Raw genomic sequence first — 17,129 nt, 5'->3', positions numbered from 1 at the left:
TCAATTTTAAGTAAAACCCTACCTGCCCCTTCCATACTTTGAGATCACTCTTTCTGCTTATTCTTGTTATGCTTTCAGTGAAAATTGGACTAAGCATGCAAGATAAGGAAATCATAAAGATTATTCAGAGTGGAAAAAATATGAGAAAGGCGGTATTGGCCCTATACAAAAGCTCCTATCCGGCTATTCGCAAATGGATTTGCTACAATAACGGTATCGAAGAGGATGCGGAAGATATATTTCAGGATGCGGTACTGATTCTCATTGACATGATTCAGGCAAAAACCTTTAAGCAGGCCGCCACCCTTAACACCATTTTATATGCCATTTCCAGAAACCGCTGGTTGCAAACGCTCAAAAAAAATAGTCGCATAAAGAATTATGAAGCAATCGGGGATCATATGATTGCTAATCAGTCTCCAAAAATTGAAGAAGAATTAGACCGGGTCCTGACCTTCAATATCGACCGAAAAAAAGAAGTTCAAAAAATCTTCGATCAACTGCCCTCCGGCTGTAAAGAATTACTCACAGATTACTACTTTCATCAATTAAAATACGACGAATTACTGGGCTCCAGTGGCTTATCCAGCGAACAATCGCTTAAAAATAAAAAGAGTAAATGCCTTAAGCATCTGAAAGATTTACTAAACGAGAATCCCACTCTTAAGGCATATATTCATCATCAACTTAGCCGGGCCAAAGAGGAATAATTACTCCTCATACATTTCCTTATCCAACATATTGTAGTGTCCCATAATAATGCGTTCGAAAGGACGCACCGGTAAAAACTTCCTCAATTTTGTTGAAATCTTCTCCGTAAAAGCCCCAACCGGATAGCGGAGTTTAGGTTGATCCGCCTGTAGAATTTTCAATGCCACTTCACCTACCACTTCCGGCGTAGGAGCACTATCCATTCCGGAAGCGATCAATTTATTCATTTCATTGATCAGCTTGGAATAGGGAGAATCTGACTTGAAGTCGGCATTCTTTCTGGAATTGGAAATATTGGTATTGAAATCTCCGGGCTGAATAATAGCAACTTTCACCCCGAAGCCTTTCACCTCCATTCGCATGGCCTCCGTAAAAGCTTCCATGGCAAATTTACTGGCGGAATAAAACCCTCTGAAAGGCAGAGACACCTCTCCGGCAATAGAAGAAATATTAATGATATGACCTGATCGTTGCTTTCTGAAAATGGGTAAGACGACCTGACATACCCGCAATACCCCGTAAAAATTCGTTTCAAAGACTTCCTTAATGGTATCCACCGGCATTTCTTCCACGGCGCCTATAGTCCCTAAGCCTGCAGAATTCACTACCGCATCCAATCGACCTGTAATCTCCAGCAATTGCTTGATACCCGTCTGAACGGAAGCCTCCTCATTCACATCCATCTGCAGGTATTCCAATCCGGAAGGATCATCCGAAATTGCTCTTCGGCTGGTACCAAACACCCGATACCCATTTGCTTTTAAATGAACTGCTATCGCTTTTCCAATACCGGAAGAACCGCCGGTAACCAAAACAACCTTTTCCACTATCTTGAAATTTGATCTTAAAATTATATGTCTGGTAAGTTAAATGAATTATCCCGAATTATGTATGCATAAATCTTCGTTTAGCGGTATGAATGGAAAAATGAAGGAATTTTACTTTTTTCGGATTTTCCCCTAAGTAGCAGATGATGAAGGAGAAAGCAAGCTTATCCAAATGTGGGCTAATAATCAAAAAAAACACCCACCATAGATTACCAACAAGCCACTTGAATTGAACCAATGAATTTATTAGTGAATAATTTGGATTTGGTCTATTGAATACTGCAGCATTCGACAGATGTCCATAAAAAAAAGGGCAGCCAAAATGACTACCCTTTTGATGATATTTTGATGGATTGAAATTTTCAATATCAATAAAAATCCACTTCAAGCTTCGGCAAGGCTGCTTTCAATTTATTCAAATCGGAATCCTTCACCCTGGTGTTGTAACAAGAAAGCTTCTTCAAATTCTTACACGCAGACAGTCTGCTGATGCCTTTGATACGGGTATTGAAAAAGGCCAGATCTTCCAAAGCAGTCATATCTTCCACCCCATTGATTCTCTTCACCTTTGTTCCGGAAATATTCAATTTTTTCAATGACTTTAAATCCAGAATAGGTTCAAACAATGGAATCTGTGCATTTTCCAACAACAAGACTTCCAGATTAGCCAACTCGCCGATGCCTTCGATATCCTCTAAGGGGTTGTTGGACAAATCCAGGTATTTCAGGCTTTGGTGTTTGAGTGTAGGTTTAAAATCCATTAGTCGAATATTTCGAGCCACCAGCTTTTGTAAATTCACAAAAGGATCCAAAGCCTCCAGACGCTGCACGTCCGGCTGATTGGAAATATCAATGGTTTTGCTCAAAATCAGTTCATGCAACTTATCGACATCCGGAGCGGTACCCATAGGCAGATTCTTCTCCAAGGCTTGTTTCCAGGAACGGGAAAGACCTGCCCACCATTTGCCCAAAACTTCTCCTTTATAGATCACCAGACAGTCCGGGTGATTTTCTAAAAATAATTGGACGTCCTCATCCTCCACCCGACTATTATCAAATTCCACTCTTCTCAAATCGGGCAAATCTGTCAGGGCTTTCAAATCCCCCACAGCAGTTTGATTTCCCTTAATGGTGTGCAGATTTTTCAGCCCTGTAAACTGATCTAAATGCCCCACCTGCGTACCGGAAAAATCAATCTCCTCCAACTGACTCAGGTGCTTGATGGCTGCAAGGTCATTCACTTTTGTGTTGGCAAAATCAAGCTTCAACAAACCGGTCATATCCGCAAGCGGATCTAATCGATAAACCCCTGTATTAGAAAAATTCAGCTTCTTCAGATTCGGCAATACTCGCAAAGGTTCCAGGTCCATAATGTCCCGACCATGCATATCCAGCTCTTCTACTCCGAAAACCGTTTGGTGTAACCATTCCCCGGTTGGTGCCTCCAGACTATCGGGCAGCATTTCATAGAACAACTCCGACCAGGCAGATGGCAGCGTTTCCCACCATTTCTGCAGCATTTCAGAATCTGCCACTACCAGCGTGCCGGACTTCTGTCGCATGAATTCCTGCGCCTGCTCAATACCAACGCCAGAATTATCGCAGTAAACTGTTTTCAGGGAAGACAAATATTGTAGAGGGCTTAAGTCCTCTACCTGCGTATTCTTCACCACCACAACCTGAAGGCTACTCAACTCTTCCAGAGGTTTCAAATCCTTAATCGTAGCACCGGTAAGATCCAACTTTTCTAACTGGTAAAATTCGGATAGCAGGTCATAGTTCACCAGAGAATCTTCTGCCAGACGCAATTCCTTGAGCCCGGTGACTTGTTTAATCGGATCCAGATCGTAAACCGCCGTTCCGGAAATATCCAACACCTGTAGGGCCTTATTGTACTTGAGAATTGCCAAAGAATCAAATGGTGTATAGCTCAGATTCAGCCGCTGCAAGCCCGACAATCGGGACAGGGTACTGGCCTCATGTAAGGGTGTAAATTGTACCGATAATTCTTTCAGCGACAATAAAAACTGAAGGTTATTCAAATCGCGAATGCGCGTATAGCTCAAATTCAGTTTTTCCAAATGAGTCAGGTTTCGAATAACCCCTAAAGTATCAATAAAAGTATGGGAAAGGTCTAACGCTTTCAGGTTGCGCAGTCTGGACAGGGCACCGAACTCATACAACTCCATGCGATTCGACAAATCCAGCTCTTCAAGCTCTACCGCTTGCTTAATGGCCTGAATATAATCTGCTTTATTCATCACCCAAAGTGTATCGGCTTCCAAGCTATCCGAAAGCGCCAGGTTGTCCTCCTCAGCTACGGTCTCTTCTGTTGCTTCCACCGGGACCGGTTCCCATTTCCCCCAGGAAGCCAAAGTGCTGGAATCCGGCAGGTAAACTTCCTGCCCTAATATACCTTTCCAGTTTTCCGGTAGTGCCAGCCACCATTTATACAATTCTTCGTCCTCATTCAGTTTGGTCGCATACACACTGATAACCTTCACCGATTTATCAGACTCATTCACGGACATCTCAAAGAATACCTCCTGGGTGTTGTTCACCATTTTGGCGCCTTTGATCAATTTGCCCTGCAGGTTACGCTGCGTTTTCACAAGTAAGGTGTACTCTCCGGCCTCATTTACCAAAGGCTCGACGGCTTCAATAGAATAATTGAACTGCGCAAACCGATAGAAAAAGGTGATGTCTTTCAGATAGGCCTGAACATCTTTGTAATAAGGAACCAACCGCTCTTCATCCAAATCATCTTCTACCTGCACTTTCGGGTTGTCCACCACCCGTAGATAACTCTCCTCAATGATGCGGTCTTTATCCTCCATCATCTCTGTGGAATCCCCGAGAATATTCACATATATCTGCCAGTAGCCAATCAGTCGCTCAGCGGATTCTTTATAATCCTCAAAGTGATCCTGTTGGGCATGTGCCCATCCGCCCTGTCCGACTATCAGCAACAGGAGCAACAGGCTCTTGATATTCCATTTCATTATTTTCATAGCTTATTTGTAGTCCATGGGCCTGCTATTGGGCCAAAATATAGGCTTTAAGTTTTTCTTTATCCGCTGTTCCGGCCTTCACTAAATTAGAAATCAGCCAGCCGGCATTTTTTCCGGAGCGGTTAAATTCGGATAATTCAAAATACCAGCCTTCTAATTGAAAGAAATGAAGGTGTACATTGTTCACCCCCTTAAATTGCAGCCGTCCCCTTTTCATATCATACAAAAAGAGGGTCAATACATCCGGGGTATAATTTTTCGAGGCATAATCCTCCAAACGGGCAGGGTCCTGCATGGCTTCATTCAAAGGCATAAAGTACAGCTCATGGCTGAGCGGGTTTAAAAATTCCTTTGGCGTACGTTCCATATCAAAAAGTCCCTGATATGGTGCAAACTGAATATGATCAATCACCCACTTCCAGCCGCCATTGGCTTCTTCTAATTTCAGGAAAAAGGTGATCGGCATGTTCCTGCCTTCAAAGCGCACGTCCGCATGCACTTCAGCAAACCAATCAGGGCTGTAAAAATCCAAAAATTCTGCCGGCTTTCCCTCAATTATATCAACTCCGAAGGCAGTCAGTTGGTCTACTATCGCCTGATTTTGCTGATCTATCAGCTGAGGTAAATATTTCTTTCGCAGCTTTTGAGAACGGTAGGTCTTGTCCTTGGTATTGATTCGGACTCCTTTCAGATCCTCCTCCCCATTGAAGCGACGAATAAACTGATTCACCTGCTTGGTACGGGCATAAAATTCCTCCGCATCCAAATAATTGCCCACCTGCCCGAAAACCGGCAAAACCAGCAAGCAGAAGGGGAGCAAACACAAAATTCTTTTCAGTGGCATAGTCAATATATAAAAACAGGCAAAATGCTGATCATTCTGCCTGTCTCGTTTGAGATTATTTATAAGTGTTGGTCACCCGAATATCTCCCAGTAAAACATCCCAGAAGCCGATAGTTCTACCCTGAATGACCGTCTTCTTACGCTCTACATACACGGTGATATCCTTCTTGGTGGTGTCCACATATTTCATCCCGTCTTTTCGCTTTCCTTCGAATCGCTGATAAATGGTGATCACCCCGACGTAACGACCATCGGCCTGCTTCACCAAATCCGAAATATATTGAATATGGAACCATTCGATGTTCACCTGATCATAGTTCAATAACTTCAGCCGCTTCAAATAGTCCTTCACCGGATAGGCCCGAATATCATCCGGTCGGTTCAGGGAAGAAACGTCAATCTTGGCACCCTCATCAAAAAGCTCCACCGCACGTTCAATGGCTGCATTGGCATCCACATCGCGGGTTTTCTTATCCCCGATGATGGTGATGTATTTACTTAGGTCACGGACTTTTTCCAAAGCCAAAGAGTCAATGGCCTGCTTTCTTTCCGGACTGATATCCGGTTCATTATTTTGTGCCATGGCCATGCTTCCCCAAAAAAAGCACAGCATCATTAACATATATCTTTTCATGAATCTCTGTTTATTTAAAAAATCAACGACTTACTTTTTCAATTCCAAAAGGCGGATTTTCCCGTTCGCATCCTGCTCAATATTTTCAATACGGTAAGGAGCTTTCTTTTGCAATTTCAGGTAATCCAAATACTGGCTGATCGTCGTAGGTTTGTCAAAATCTTTTTCCCCGTCAAAAATGCCGATGATGATCAACACATCCACGGAAGGAGAAGCAAAAAGCTCCAGGGCTTTATTTACATAGCCATCTGCAGCTGCCGGAGAGTCGGCATTGGCAATACTCAGCATATAATCGTTCAAACGTACTTTTAGAGGACGAGCATCCACAGCACGCTGCTCTCTGGCGGCGATCATTTTGTCCAGCTGATTCACATAAGTCTGCACCTCCGCATAAGAAGAGTTACGTAATTTTTCCGTTTCTTCCTTTACGTATTCCAGGTCATAATTTTCAAAATTATCGACCAACATCTTGGCCTGATTAATACTTTCCTTGGCACCCAGCTTGGCTTCCACCTGTTTCAGGATCGCCTCCACCTCTTCATTACCGCCAGCAGCTTTACGTAATCGGTCAATTTCTGTCTTCACATGGCTGGATGACATTTTTTCTACATTATCCAATAAATATTGTGCTTGCTCCAGCAATGCACTGATATTTTCATTTGCCTCTGTGGCGCTTTCCACAGGTTCTGATGTAGCAGGTTTTTTCTTACAAGACTGTAGGCCGGCAGCACCAAAGGCAACTGCAAACACCAATAAGCGGGATCCTTTTGAAAAAAGGGATCTTTTCACCTCGCGGTTCTTCATCTTTAAATTTTGAATTTGGTTCTATTAAAAATCAACATCTATCTCTATTAGATCACCCCAATTTAAAACCTTCCAATACAGTATACAAAATTGCAGGTAGGATAAATCCGGAAATTCAATGTAACCATCCAAAAACCATGCATTTTCCACTACAAAAATTACAATCTAAGCATGGTTCTATTTTATATTTTAAAAACATTCGAAAATTTTAAAGATTTTTCAAGTAATAATCCTTTACATTTAGGGATTTGTAATTTAAATTTAAGGAGTAAGATTTTTTAATGGAATGAACTTTTTCCCCAAAGCTAAACCGTTAATCATCTCCTTTACAATTAACTTATTTTTAAATCGTTAGCTTAAAAATAGAAAATGAAGATTTGGGCGTTAGGATTATTGATATTTCCCTTCATGATGTACCTTGCTGAGGGAGAAAAAAAAGTGGAAAAGCAGCCCGAGCCCACCAAGACACTTGCAGAATCCCTCTCCCAAAATTCCCTAGAAAATATATTATCCCTTCAAAAAGTGGACTTTACCAAGCACACCTCAAAAGAAAACAGGGAATTCTTCCAGTTCAGACTTAACCAGCATATGGATTTGATCCACCTCAAGGAGCAATTAAAGCCGGTTGACTATGCTTTGGTACAGGAAATCATCCAGAAAGACTGTCATCAGTGGTTGGACTCTTCTCATATCAGCATGCAATTAAAGATGGGGCAATTATTTACCGGCATGCTGGAACACGAAAACGGGTCTACTTATTTCGCCCTCGACCGCCAGGGAAATATTTACGGCTGGTCCGGATATTAAACATTAACCGGATTTCGCCCTGCTAAATTCAAACCCCGCACCAACAACCACGCACTCAATACCTTACAGACAACTCCCCTGACATATTATTCACTCCTACTCAGCGGAGCTTGCATGCTTCTCATTTATTTACTGCATCGGAAAAAACCTGAAATATAAGACTATCCCTTCATTTTGCTCACATTGTAGTTAAAGGACGGTTTAAGCAGGAATAATTCAGTTCAAGCCTGCTCCATTGCGGGCATTTTTTTTATTCCTTCCCATCGGCTATTTTTGGAGCAATAACAGATTTTTCCCTATGTACGATGCCATTATTGTAGGCGCAGGAATCAGCGGCATTAGCCTTGCCTTCCAATTAGCCCAAAAAGATCAGAAAGTTTTAGTGCTGGAAGCTTCCCCACAGCTTGGAGGATGCATTCAGTCTGCCAAAGATGAAGCTCAGGATCATTTCTGGATTGAGATGGGCGCCCACACCACCTACAATTCTTACGGTGCTTTCATTCGGCTTATTGAAGCCTGTGACTGGCTACAGGAGCTCATGCCAAGAGAAAAAGTACCCTATAAGATTTATAAAAAAGGAAAGCTGAAAAGTGTGGTGAGTCCGGTAAATAAGCTGGAAGCCTTATTTTCTGTTCCCCGAATATTCTGGCAGAAAAAAGAGGGAGAGACGGTGAAGAGCTATTATTCCAAAATACTGGGTAACCACAATTACGAGCGTTACTTCAAACATATTTTTGCCGCCGTCCCCTGCCAGTCAGTAGATGATTTCCCGGCGGACATGCTATTCAAAAAGCGGGAAAAACGCAAAGATATTTTGAGGAGCTTCACCCTGAAAAACGGCCTTCAGTCCCTGATTGAAAAGATGGCACACCACCCCAATATTAAGGTGATCACCAATGCTAGGGTAAATCAGGTGGAATTGCTGGAAGAAGCCAAGAGGGCGCACCTTACCGACGGACAATCCTTTGAAGGCAAACAACTGGCCATAGCCACTCCGCCACATGTGGCGCAAAGACTGGTGAAAGATATCAATGAAGACCTGACAATGGCGTTGGCTAAGATCCCGGTGGCCTATAGCGAAGCCATGGGCGTGGTAGTGAAAAAATCAGATCTTAAGCTCCCTGAAGTGGCGGGAATTTTTGCCCCCAGGAGTGATTTCTTCTCAGTGGTATCTCGAGATGTAGTGGGACACGAGCGCTATCGCGGCTTTGTCTTTCACTTCAAACCCAATGTAGGCAGTGATGCAGTGAAAGAAAACATTATTTGCGAAGTGCTTGGCATCCGAAAAGACCACTTTCAAAAATTATATAAAAAAGAGAACATCCTGCCATCACTAAGACTGGGACAAGATGAGTTAGTAAAAACCATTGACCAACAATCCAAGGCGAATGGACTGCATTTCACTGGCAATTATTTCCTTGGACTTTCCATAGAGGACTGTGTTCAACGGTCAGAGACGATTGCAGAAAGGATGTTACATCGGCCCTAAGTAAGCTATTGAACACCTCCTCTTCATTTATGACTTTTTCTGATTTGAAGAAGATTTCAAAAATAACTCAACCCACTCAAACAGAGCAGGATAAAGGACAGTCTTTTTTAAAGGGATACTCCCCTGCCTTCACTTTGAATTCGATTTTTATCACAACACTTTGATTTCTTACACTTAATATCCATCGGCGGCATCAAAGGAAAAAAATTCAACTTAACCCAAAGCAGACATATAAAGTATTATAAATATAGACCAAAAAGTACTTAACCAAGCTCTGACTTATGACTGAAATCCAGATGATCAAAGGAGACATCACTACCTTAAAGGTGGATGCCATTGTCAATGCGGCTAACAACACTTTACTCGGAGGTGGCGGAGTAGACGGCGCAATACATCATGCTGCCGGGCCGGAATTGCTGGAGGTCTGCAGAAATCTGGGAGGATGTGACACCGGTCAGGCCAAGATCACTCAGGCTTTCCGACTCCCCGCCCATTATATTATCCATACGGTGGGGCCGGTCTGGCAAGGCGGACAGGAAGACGAGGAGGCTCTATTACGCTCTTGTTATGAAAACTGCCTCCGACTGGGGCGGAAAATTGCCGCCCGAAGCATTGCTTTTCCCTCCATTAGTACGGGAGCTTTCGCTTATCCGCTTGAGCGGGCGGCGAAGATTGCTTTGCAAACGATCTACGCTTACCTGGCAAAGCATCCACATGTTTATGAGGAGATTTATTTCGTCTGTTTTTCCGATCATGATTTAAAGGTCTATCAGAAAATCGCAAAGGAGATTTATTGAGTTGCACTTTTAGGACAGCCCTATGCTTTGTAGGGTATGCTGTTGGGGAGGTGTTTTTGCCACAAATTATCTCTTATTTTTGTAGTGGGCTAGAAGACTTGAACTATGAGGGTGCGAAACCACTAATTGCACGAATTAACACTAATTTATTAGAAAAGCTGAGGGGGATTTTTTTTGCCACAAATTTCACAAATTATCTCTGATTTCATAAAGGAGTGGAAGAGGTTGAATTATGAGGGCGTGAATCTACTAATTGAACGATTTAACTCTATTTTTTGAGAAAAGTTGAAGTGATTTTTTTTGCCACAAATTTCACAAATTATCTCTGATTTTTGTAATGGATTGGAAGGCAAGTAAACGGACTACTGAAGTGTAACCTTTGCTTCTGCTATAATATCAGATAGCATTTGCGGGCGATGAGCCCGCCGGGACAGGGATGAAGCGGGTCTGTTTAAACCACAGCGGCCCAAAAGGCCGATGGGGTGAGCCGCGCCAGCCCGGTGCTGACGTCTAAGCGGCAGCAGTCCCCCAAAAAAACTTCTTTTCGGGCTATCAATAATTGCGATAGGGCTCACCGTAAAATTCCATGGTGGATTCCCTAAATTGGGCTATGCAAAACAATCAAGCACTTTTTGAACTGCTGGAGCAGCATTACCATAGATTTCACCAGGCGGATTTCATACCTCATGACCCGATCACGATTCCGCATATGTTCAGCCAAAAGCAGGACATTGAGATTGCGGGATTATTCGCGGGCATTCTGGCCTGGGGGCAGCGGAAGACCATCATCAACAAATGCCGGGAGCTGATGGAACGAATGGATCAGGCGCCTTATGATTTCATTCTCCACCATCAGGCGGATGATTTGAAAAAGCTTCTGGGCTTTAAACACCGTACTTTTAATGAGGAGGATTTACTTTATTTTGTGGACTACCTGCAAAGGGTGTATCAGACACATGAAAGTCTGGAAGAGGTATTTGTAAAGGGCATGGAGCTGGGAAATGGGGATATGGAATCGGCTCTGGTGTATTTTCAAAAGGACTTCAGTGCGGCGGAACATTTTCCCCGCAGAACGCAAAAACATATCGCTACGCCGGCGAGAAAATCAGCCTGTAAAAGGCTGAATATGTATTTGCGGTGGATGGTGCGCTCTGAGGAGGGTGGGGTGGACTTTGGCTTATGGAAAAAAATTAAACCTGCCCAACTTATATGCCCTTGTGATGTGCATGTGGATCGCATTGCCCGAAGGCTTGGCCTTTTGCGCCGAAAACAAACAGACTGGCAGGCTGCCCTGGAGCTGACGGAAAACCTGAAAACTTTTGATCCGGAGGATCCGGTAAAATATGATTTTGCCCTCTTCGGCATTGGTATTGAGGAAAAAGGACAGTAGCAAAAAAAAGGGGCTTTCGCCCCCTTTCCTTCAATTTTTTTTCCGGATTAGATTACCCTCCCCAGTTAGATGGATCTACTCTCCAGGCTTTCAATACTTCTACCTCTCCCTCTTTCACATAACCGGAAGCCAAAGCGGTATCGATCATATCCGCATAGTTTGATAATACCGACAAGTCTACATTGGAAGCCGCGAAATTATCATCCGCAATCTGAAAACCGTAAGTAAAAATGGCGGCCATACCCAATACCTGAATACCTGCCTGACGCAATGCGTCTACTGCTTTTAATGAGCTTCCACCGGTTGAAACCAAATCTTCCAACACGACCACCTTCTGTCCCCCTTTTGGATCCCCTTCAATCAGGTTTTCCATGCCGTGACCTTTAGGCTTAGAACGTACATACATAAATGGTACCCCTAAAGCATCTGCTACCAAAGCGCCCTGTGGAATACCTGCAGTAGCCACACCGGCGATCGCTTCCACTTCAGGATAGTTGGCCTTGATCATGGCTGCCAAAGCTTCTTTGATATAGGTTCTAACAGCAGGGTAAGCCAGTGCCACGCGGTTATCACAATAGATCGGTGATTTCCATCCTGAGCTCCAGGTGAATGGCTTGCTCGGGCTTAATTTAATCGCTTCTACTTCCAACAAATGGGAAGCAACTTTCTGTGAAATTTCTTTAGGATCCATATTCATGTCGCAAATTTAAAAAGTATTTTGGTGGAAGCATTGTGATTTTGCATCTCAATGTTCACTTTTGGAAAAAAATTAACAGGGCCATAATTTGAGATGAAAGTTTTTATCAATGATCGGGTGATCCGCCTGATTGATCGGGATAAAGAGGTTTCCCATCGTAGTTATCAGCACCGACTGGATGGCAAGAAAGAGCACCTTAGCCCAGAGTTGGAGGGCAATGTTCTGATTAAGAATGCGGATTTGGTGCATTTGGCACAAAGTATTGAGATCAGCCGGAGGAAGGATCAGGGAAACTGGAAGGCCCTGACGATGCAGTTCAAAGATCTTGAGCGCGCCAAGACTTTTTTTAAGCAGCAATTCAATATTGTGGAAGCGGCGGGTGGCCTGGTGACGAATGGCAAAGACCAAAAGCTGATGATCTTCCGCTTGGGCAAATGGGATCTTCCTAAAGGCAAGCTGGATAAAGGAGAAAAGCCGGCTGCTGCGGGCTTGCGGGAAGTAGAGGAAGAGTGCAACATTAAGGCGAAGCTGGGAGATAAAATATGCCACACCTGGCATACCTATGTGTATAAGGGCAAAAATGTGTTGAAGAAAACGTATTGGTATGAAATGACCTGCCTTTCGGACAAACATATGCGTCCACAGATAGAGGAAGATATTCATGAAGTGCGCTGGATGAGCGACTATGAAGTACAGGCGGCGCTGAGCAACACTTTCCCGAGCATTAAGCTGGTGTGGAAGAAGTTTTTGAAGAAGCAGTGGGCGTAGGATAAATAGGATGTAGGCTTTTGATGGTGAGCACCCTTTTCCAAGCGAGCCTTTTACAGCCAGAATGGGGTGGGTTAATTAAAGGTCCACTATTTAAGTCAAGATTGTTTCAGGCGAATTTCCATGCGGTTTTTAAGCCGCATGATTCACCACCGAATTCACCAGCACAACTCAATCGACTCACATCCAGATTAATGTAGACGCTTTTCTTTGATTTTTAATGAGCCAAATTTGAGCAAACTTGCTTGCTTCTCAGTCATCTGCTTCGTTGGAAACAACTCGAAACAGGGAACTTCTCCTTCATTTTCCGCCATGCGGCTAAACAAGGATTTAGGCTTGAATAATCCGGCTTAAGGCAAAAATCACCCTAACAGACCCTTTCAAAAATCAGTGATAATTTGTGCAATCTGGGGCAAAAATCACCTCTTCAAAGCATCAACGCTAATTAGGGGCATTCATGTCGTTTAGTGGTTTATTCCGCTTTCCTCCACTACCAAAGCCATTCACGAGAATTATTGAGAGTAAAGTTACCTAAAGCAAAAAACCGCGGGATTTCCTCCAGCGGTTTTTTAATTATCCTTTTATTTTAACTCCTGAAACTCGTCCTTTTGCCTTATTAGTGATGCGCAATAAATAACGGGGTATCTTGTTGGAAGATAATTCCTCTGGCGGCAGATGGACGCTCCTTATAGGTATCTGCTTCGCGATCATAAGCACCCATGATGACCAGAGAATCACTTAATGTCTGTGAAAAATCATGGATATTGGTAGAAACCTCTTCTCCGTATACGTGCTTAAGCCCGACATTTTTGAAATGACTTTGCACAAAATCCATGAGGTGACGTTCAAAGCCAAACATGGACTCATCTTCCTGCACCACAGACAAAATGGTCACCTCCATGTCTTTGCAATTTTTTCCGAAAAGCAAAGCAAACATTTTAATGGCAAAGATAGAGGCATCCTTTCCATCATAAGTGAAAATCAGATTATTCACTTCTGAGTAATTGGATGGAATAATCACCACCGGACAACGTGATCCGATCAATATTTTAAACAGCTGCTCCGAATTGTCTTCACCATCCACAAAATGGAAAGCAGAGGCATAATCGAAAAACACCATATCATAAAAAGGGGTCTTCTCTACGATTTCCTTCACGCCAAGGTGATCTGTTTTGAGCACCCGAAGATTGATTTTAAGCTCTTGAGCTTTAGCCTGAATTTCGCGCTCCTGCTTCTTTCGCTGGTCCTCGCATCCTTCCATCCCTAACAGGGCCACATCAAAGCTCACTTCATCATTCCCAATAGATGCTCCCATCTCTCTCAAATTATCCAGAGAGGAAAAATCCCCTTTCAAGGCTGCAAAAATTCTTGCCATATAGCTTTAATTTATATTCTAACTCTAAAAAATTCCTTATGATTAAATCCTACAAGTCCACACCAGTCGCTGAGCGTGATTAACTACATCACCGGTTACGGACCCAAATATAGACTGCATAATGCTGCCTCCGCTACTTGCCAATGCGATCAGGTCGATCTCATTGTCTCTTGCATAAAAGAGAATACCATCCTCTTCGGTAAAGGCATTATAAACCTTGGAATAGTAACGCTCCAACTGATATTTCTCTGCAAATGCCTTGATATGAGCATAATTGGTTCGATCATCCTCAAAGTTGGCTGGAGTATTTACCTTCACCAGATGTAAATCTGCCCCAGTGAATTCCTGCAGCGCCTTTAAGGCTTCAATGGCATGATCTTCCTTATGGTCATGGAACTTTCTTGCCAGCATAATGGAGTGAATATCCCTAAGGTGTGTTTCATTTTTCACCACCAAAACCGGTACTTTTGCATTACGTACCACCTTCTCCGCATTTGAGCCAATGATGATTTCCTCCAAGCCGCCTGCGCCTTTACTCCCCATTACGATCATATCCGCATGGAAACCTTCCAGCTGCGTATACAAATCGGAGAAAGTACTGCCATACTCTACCGCCATTTCAATGGCCACATCTGCAGACTGCTTGCTTTCCACAATTTTTTTCATCTTTTCCAAAGCAGCATCATGCTGCTGGCGGGCGACTTCTATTTGTTCGCCGGATTCCATATAAGGGACTCCTAATGCCGAGACATTCGGAGCCGACATCTCCACTACATGCACTAAAGTCAGGCCAGCATCTGCGCGCTTGGCAATCTCTATAGCGAGGGTTAAGGCGTAATTTGCCTGTTGGGAAAAATCTGTGGGAACTAATACTTTCTTGATCATGGGGGGCTAAATTCAAGTGTATACATGAAATTAGCATAATTCACAGAAAGCCATTCTGACAAATATCATGAAGAGGTGTGAAAAAAGTCAAGACCTGTGAAATCATTAATATTTCACCCCTACCTCCTATAATTATTTAAAAAATAAATCGTAATAGGACAAAAATGGAAAAAGTGAGCTCCGAAACGAAACTCACTTTTCTTATTCAGGTCAATCTTTATTGTTAATTCAGCGCTTCGTAAAAATCTGCTGTTTTTACCAAAGCCGCCTCATTAATAATTCGGATCTTCTTACCTTGAAGGGCTACCATTCCCTCCGATTTGAATTCGGATAATAAACGGATTACCGTCTCGGTTGCAGTACCAATAATATTGGCTAAGTCCTCACGAGTAAGCGCAATGTCCAGTAACACTCCTTGCTCATTTCCTTCCATACCGTAAGTTTCTTTCAGCATCAATAAAGTTGCTGCCAAACGCTCACGCACAGATTTCTGAGCAATGTTCAAGAGTTTATTTTCAAGGATACCATGGGATTTAATGATCGCCTTGGTGACCTTATTAAAAAATACCGGATTGCCCTGCAATAGGGAAAGGAAATTGGTTTTCGGGATATAACAGATGATAGAATCCTCCAGCACCGTAGCGGAAGTTGTATAAAACTCCTCACCGATCAAATCTTTATACCCTAAAAAATCACCATCCTTCGCTAAGTGAACAATATGCTCCTTACCATCAGAACTCATCTTAAAAACTTTCACTTTTCCGCCGTTCACACAAAACAATCCCAAAGGACGTGTCCCTTCATAATATAAAGTCTGTCCCTTTTTGTATCGGATACAGGATTTATTTTCTGAAACTTTTACCAATTCTTCAGAATTGACGCCGTCAAAAAGTGTCTGCGATACCCTTGGACAGGAATCACAGGTGTTTTTTGGAACTTTATTTACTGCCACAATTACCGCCTTAAATTTAAACAACCAAACAGGTCAGGAATCCAGAAAAAATACAATGACAATCATCAGGATTTTGACCATTAACAACTAGTCAAAGATACAGCTAAATACATGATTTTCCCAAGATTACGAAAATAATCTACTATTTAGAATGGTACTAAAAGCCCAAATCCATACACCAAAACGAACAAAAACGTACTGATGGCCAACTGCTTCAAAAAGGGGTCTAAATCACTGGGATGCGTTCGATTTTTCACCGCCCAAAAGTTTTTCAGGAACAAGGGTAACATTAACAAAATAATCCACACGGATTTTTTGTCTATTATTGACATGGAATAAACCAATATAGCCGCCCAGCCGGCCAGCAATAAAAGGGCATGATAAACTACCGCTTTCTTACGACCCAGGCGAACAGGTATCGAATATTTTCCGGCTTCACGATCTGACTCAATGTCCCGGATATTATTTACATTCAATACCCCTGCACTAAAAAAACCCAATGCAGCCGCTGGCAACCAAATGCCAGGCGCCAAATTTCCGCTATGTAAAAAGTATACCCCCAATACGCCTACCGGCCCAAAAAATAAAAATACCGAAATATCTCCCAGCCCCATATAGCCGTAAGGCCGAACGCCGGCGGTGTAGGTCACTGCGGCTCCAATGGCGAACAAGCCTAATAACAGAAAAACGAGAAAGAGCTCTAACTGAGCACCAAAAGACACATAAAGCAGGGCAATACCGGACAACAATGAAAGCAGTCCACAGATAATCATTCCCCTTTTCATTTGAGGCAAACTAATCAAACCCTGCTGCACCACGCGCTGTGGTCCTTGCCGCTGATCTGAGTCGGCGCCATGCACCGAATCCCCATAGTCATTAGCCAGATTGGAAAGCACCTGTAAAAATAGTGTGGTGAGCGTTGCTAAGCCCAGCACGGACCAGCGCATATGCCCATAATAGGCCGCAATAAAACTGCCCATAAAAATACTGGAAAAAGCCAGCGGTAAGGTCCGCAAGCGGGATGCAGTGATCCAAGCCTTAATTTTAGCCCCTTTTCCTAGTACCATATCATTCTCCTTCATTATATGCTATTACCTGCCAGAAAAAACAAAAGTCAGACTTTAGCCTGACTTTAATA

16 protein-coding genes are annotated in these 17,129 nt (G+C 43.0%); 6 read left to right on the top strand and 10 right to left on the bottom strand.

Features of this window, described 5'->3' with window-relative positions; translation table 11 throughout:
• Positions 1-95 precede the first annotated feature (95 nt).
• Positions 96-710: an RNA polymerase sigma factor gene (locus tag AAA970_RS03180; protein ID WP_338235953.1), complete on the top strand. Its 615-nt coding sequence runs from the start codon at positions 96-98 to the stop codon at positions 708-710.
• On the opposite strand, the gene AAA970_RS03175 is transcribed toward AAA970_RS03180, so the two are convergent.
• From AAA970_RS03175 to AAA970_RS03155, 5 genes are all read right to left on the bottom strand, one after another.
• The gene (locus tag AAA970_RS03175; protein WP_338235952.1) at positions 711-1,538 is read right to left on the bottom strand and encodes an SDR family oxidoreductase; all 828 of its coding nucleotides are present in this window, start codon (positions 1,536-1,538) and stop codon (positions 711-713) included.
• A gap of 368 nt (positions 1,539-1,906) precedes the next feature.
• Entirely contained in the window at positions 1,907-4,549 is a 2,643-nt protein-coding gene (locus AAA970_RS03170; protein WP_338235951.1) for a leucine-rich repeat domain-containing protein, read from the bottom strand.
• A 25-nt stretch (positions 4,550-4,574) separates the two neighbouring features.
• On the bottom strand, positions 4,575-5,393 hold the full coding sequence (locus AAA970_RS03165; protein WP_338235950.1) for a hypothetical protein: 819 nt from the start codon (positions 5,391-5,393) through the stop codon (positions 4,575-4,577).
• Between the two features lie 55 nt (positions 5,394-5,448).
• Positions 5,449-6,027 (bottom strand): hypothetical protein, encoded by a 579-nt coding sequence (locus tag AAA970_RS03160; RefSeq protein WP_060685495.1) that lies wholly within the window; start codon positions 6,025-6,027, stop codon positions 5,449-5,451.
• 30 nt (positions 6,028-6,057) lie between these two features.
• Positions 6,058-6,831 carry a hypothetical protein gene (locus AAA970_RS03155; RefSeq protein ID WP_338235949.1) on the bottom strand — a complete coding sequence of 258 codons (774 nt, stop codon included), beginning with the start codon at positions 6,829-6,831 and terminating at the stop codon, positions 6,058-6,060.
• Positions 6,832-7,200: 369 nt separating this feature from the next.
• Here AAA970_RS03155 and AAA970_RS03150 point away from each other — a divergent pair, with 369 nt between their 5' ends.
• From AAA970_RS03150 to AAA970_RS03135, 4 genes are all read left to right on the top strand, one after another.
• Positions 7,201-7,638: a hypothetical protein gene (locus tag AAA970_RS03150; RefSeq protein WP_338235948.1), complete on the top strand. Its 438-nt coding sequence runs from the start codon at positions 7,201-7,203 to the stop codon at positions 7,636-7,638.
• Between the two features lie 298 nt (positions 7,639-7,936).
• Positions 7,937-9,127: a protoporphyrinogen/coproporphyrinogen oxidase gene (locus AAA970_RS03145; protein WP_338235947.1), complete on the top strand. Its 1,191-nt coding sequence runs from the start codon at positions 7,937-7,939 to the stop codon at positions 9,125-9,127.
• Positions 9,128-9,408: 281 nt separating this feature from the next.
• Positions 9,409-9,924, top strand: a complete 516-nt coding sequence (locus AAA970_RS03140; protein ID WP_338235946.1) for an O-acetyl-ADP-ribose deacetylase — start codon at positions 9,409-9,411, stop codon at positions 9,922-9,924.
• A gap of 610 nt (positions 9,925-10,534) precedes the next feature.
• Positions 10,535-11,314 carry a TIGR02757 family protein gene (locus AAA970_RS03135; RefSeq protein WP_338235945.1) on the top strand — a complete coding sequence of 260 codons (780 nt, stop codon included), beginning with the start codon at positions 10,535-10,537 and terminating at the stop codon, positions 11,312-11,314.
• A 52-nt stretch (positions 11,315-11,366) separates the two neighbouring features.
• On the opposite strand, the gene pyrE is transcribed toward AAA970_RS03135, so the two are convergent.
• On the bottom strand, positions 11,367-12,011 hold the full coding sequence (gene pyrE / locus AAA970_RS03130) for an orotate phosphoribosyltransferase (RefSeq protein ID WP_420916707.1): 645 nt from the start codon (positions 12,009-12,011) through the stop codon (positions 11,367-11,369).
• Positions 12,012-12,104: 93 nt separating this feature from the next.
• Between pyrE and AAA970_RS03125 the strand changes: the two genes are divergently transcribed.
• Positions 12,105-12,779, top strand: coding sequence for an NUDIX hydrolase (locus tag AAA970_RS03125; RefSeq protein WP_338235944.1), 675 nt, complete (start codon positions 12,105-12,107; stop codon positions 12,777-12,779).
• 616 nt (positions 12,780-13,395) lie between these two features.
• Here AAA970_RS03125 and AAA970_RS03120 read toward each other — a convergent pair.
• The 4 genes from AAA970_RS03120 to AAA970_RS03105 all read right to left on the bottom strand — a co-directional run bounded on the left by AAA970_RS03120 (position 13,396) and on the right by AAA970_RS03105 (position 17,073).
• Positions 13,396-14,154, bottom strand: a complete 759-nt coding sequence (locus AAA970_RS03120; RefSeq protein ID WP_053403951.1) for a hypothetical protein — start codon at positions 14,152-14,154, stop codon at positions 13,396-13,398.
• A 42-nt stretch (positions 14,155-14,196) separates the two neighbouring features.
• Positions 14,197-15,039 (bottom strand): universal stress protein, encoded by an 843-nt coding sequence (locus tag AAA970_RS03115; protein WP_338235943.1) that lies wholly within the window; start codon positions 15,037-15,039, stop codon positions 14,197-14,199.
• A 223-nt stretch (positions 15,040-15,262) separates the two neighbouring features.
• Complete coding sequence (locus tag AAA970_RS03110; RefSeq protein ID WP_053406846.1) at positions 15,263-15,991, bottom strand: Crp/Fnr family transcriptional regulator; 729 nt, start codon at positions 15,989-15,991, stop codon at positions 15,263-15,265.
• 146 nt (positions 15,992-16,137) lie between these two features.
• Positions 16,138-17,073 carry a 1,4-dihydroxy-2-naphthoate polyprenyltransferase gene (locus tag AAA970_RS03105; protein WP_338235942.1) on the bottom strand — a complete coding sequence of 312 codons (936 nt, stop codon included), beginning with the start codon at positions 17,071-17,073 and terminating at the stop codon, positions 16,138-16,140.
• Positions 17,074-17,129: the final 56 nt, after the last annotated feature.

It is taken from the genome of Persicobacter diffluens, assembly GCF_036244895.1.
Lineage (GTDB): Bacteria > Bacteroidota > Bacteroidia > Cytophagales > Cyclobacteriaceae > Persicobacter > Persicobacter diffluens.
This window is presented reverse-complemented; position numbering and strand designations above follow the sequence as displayed.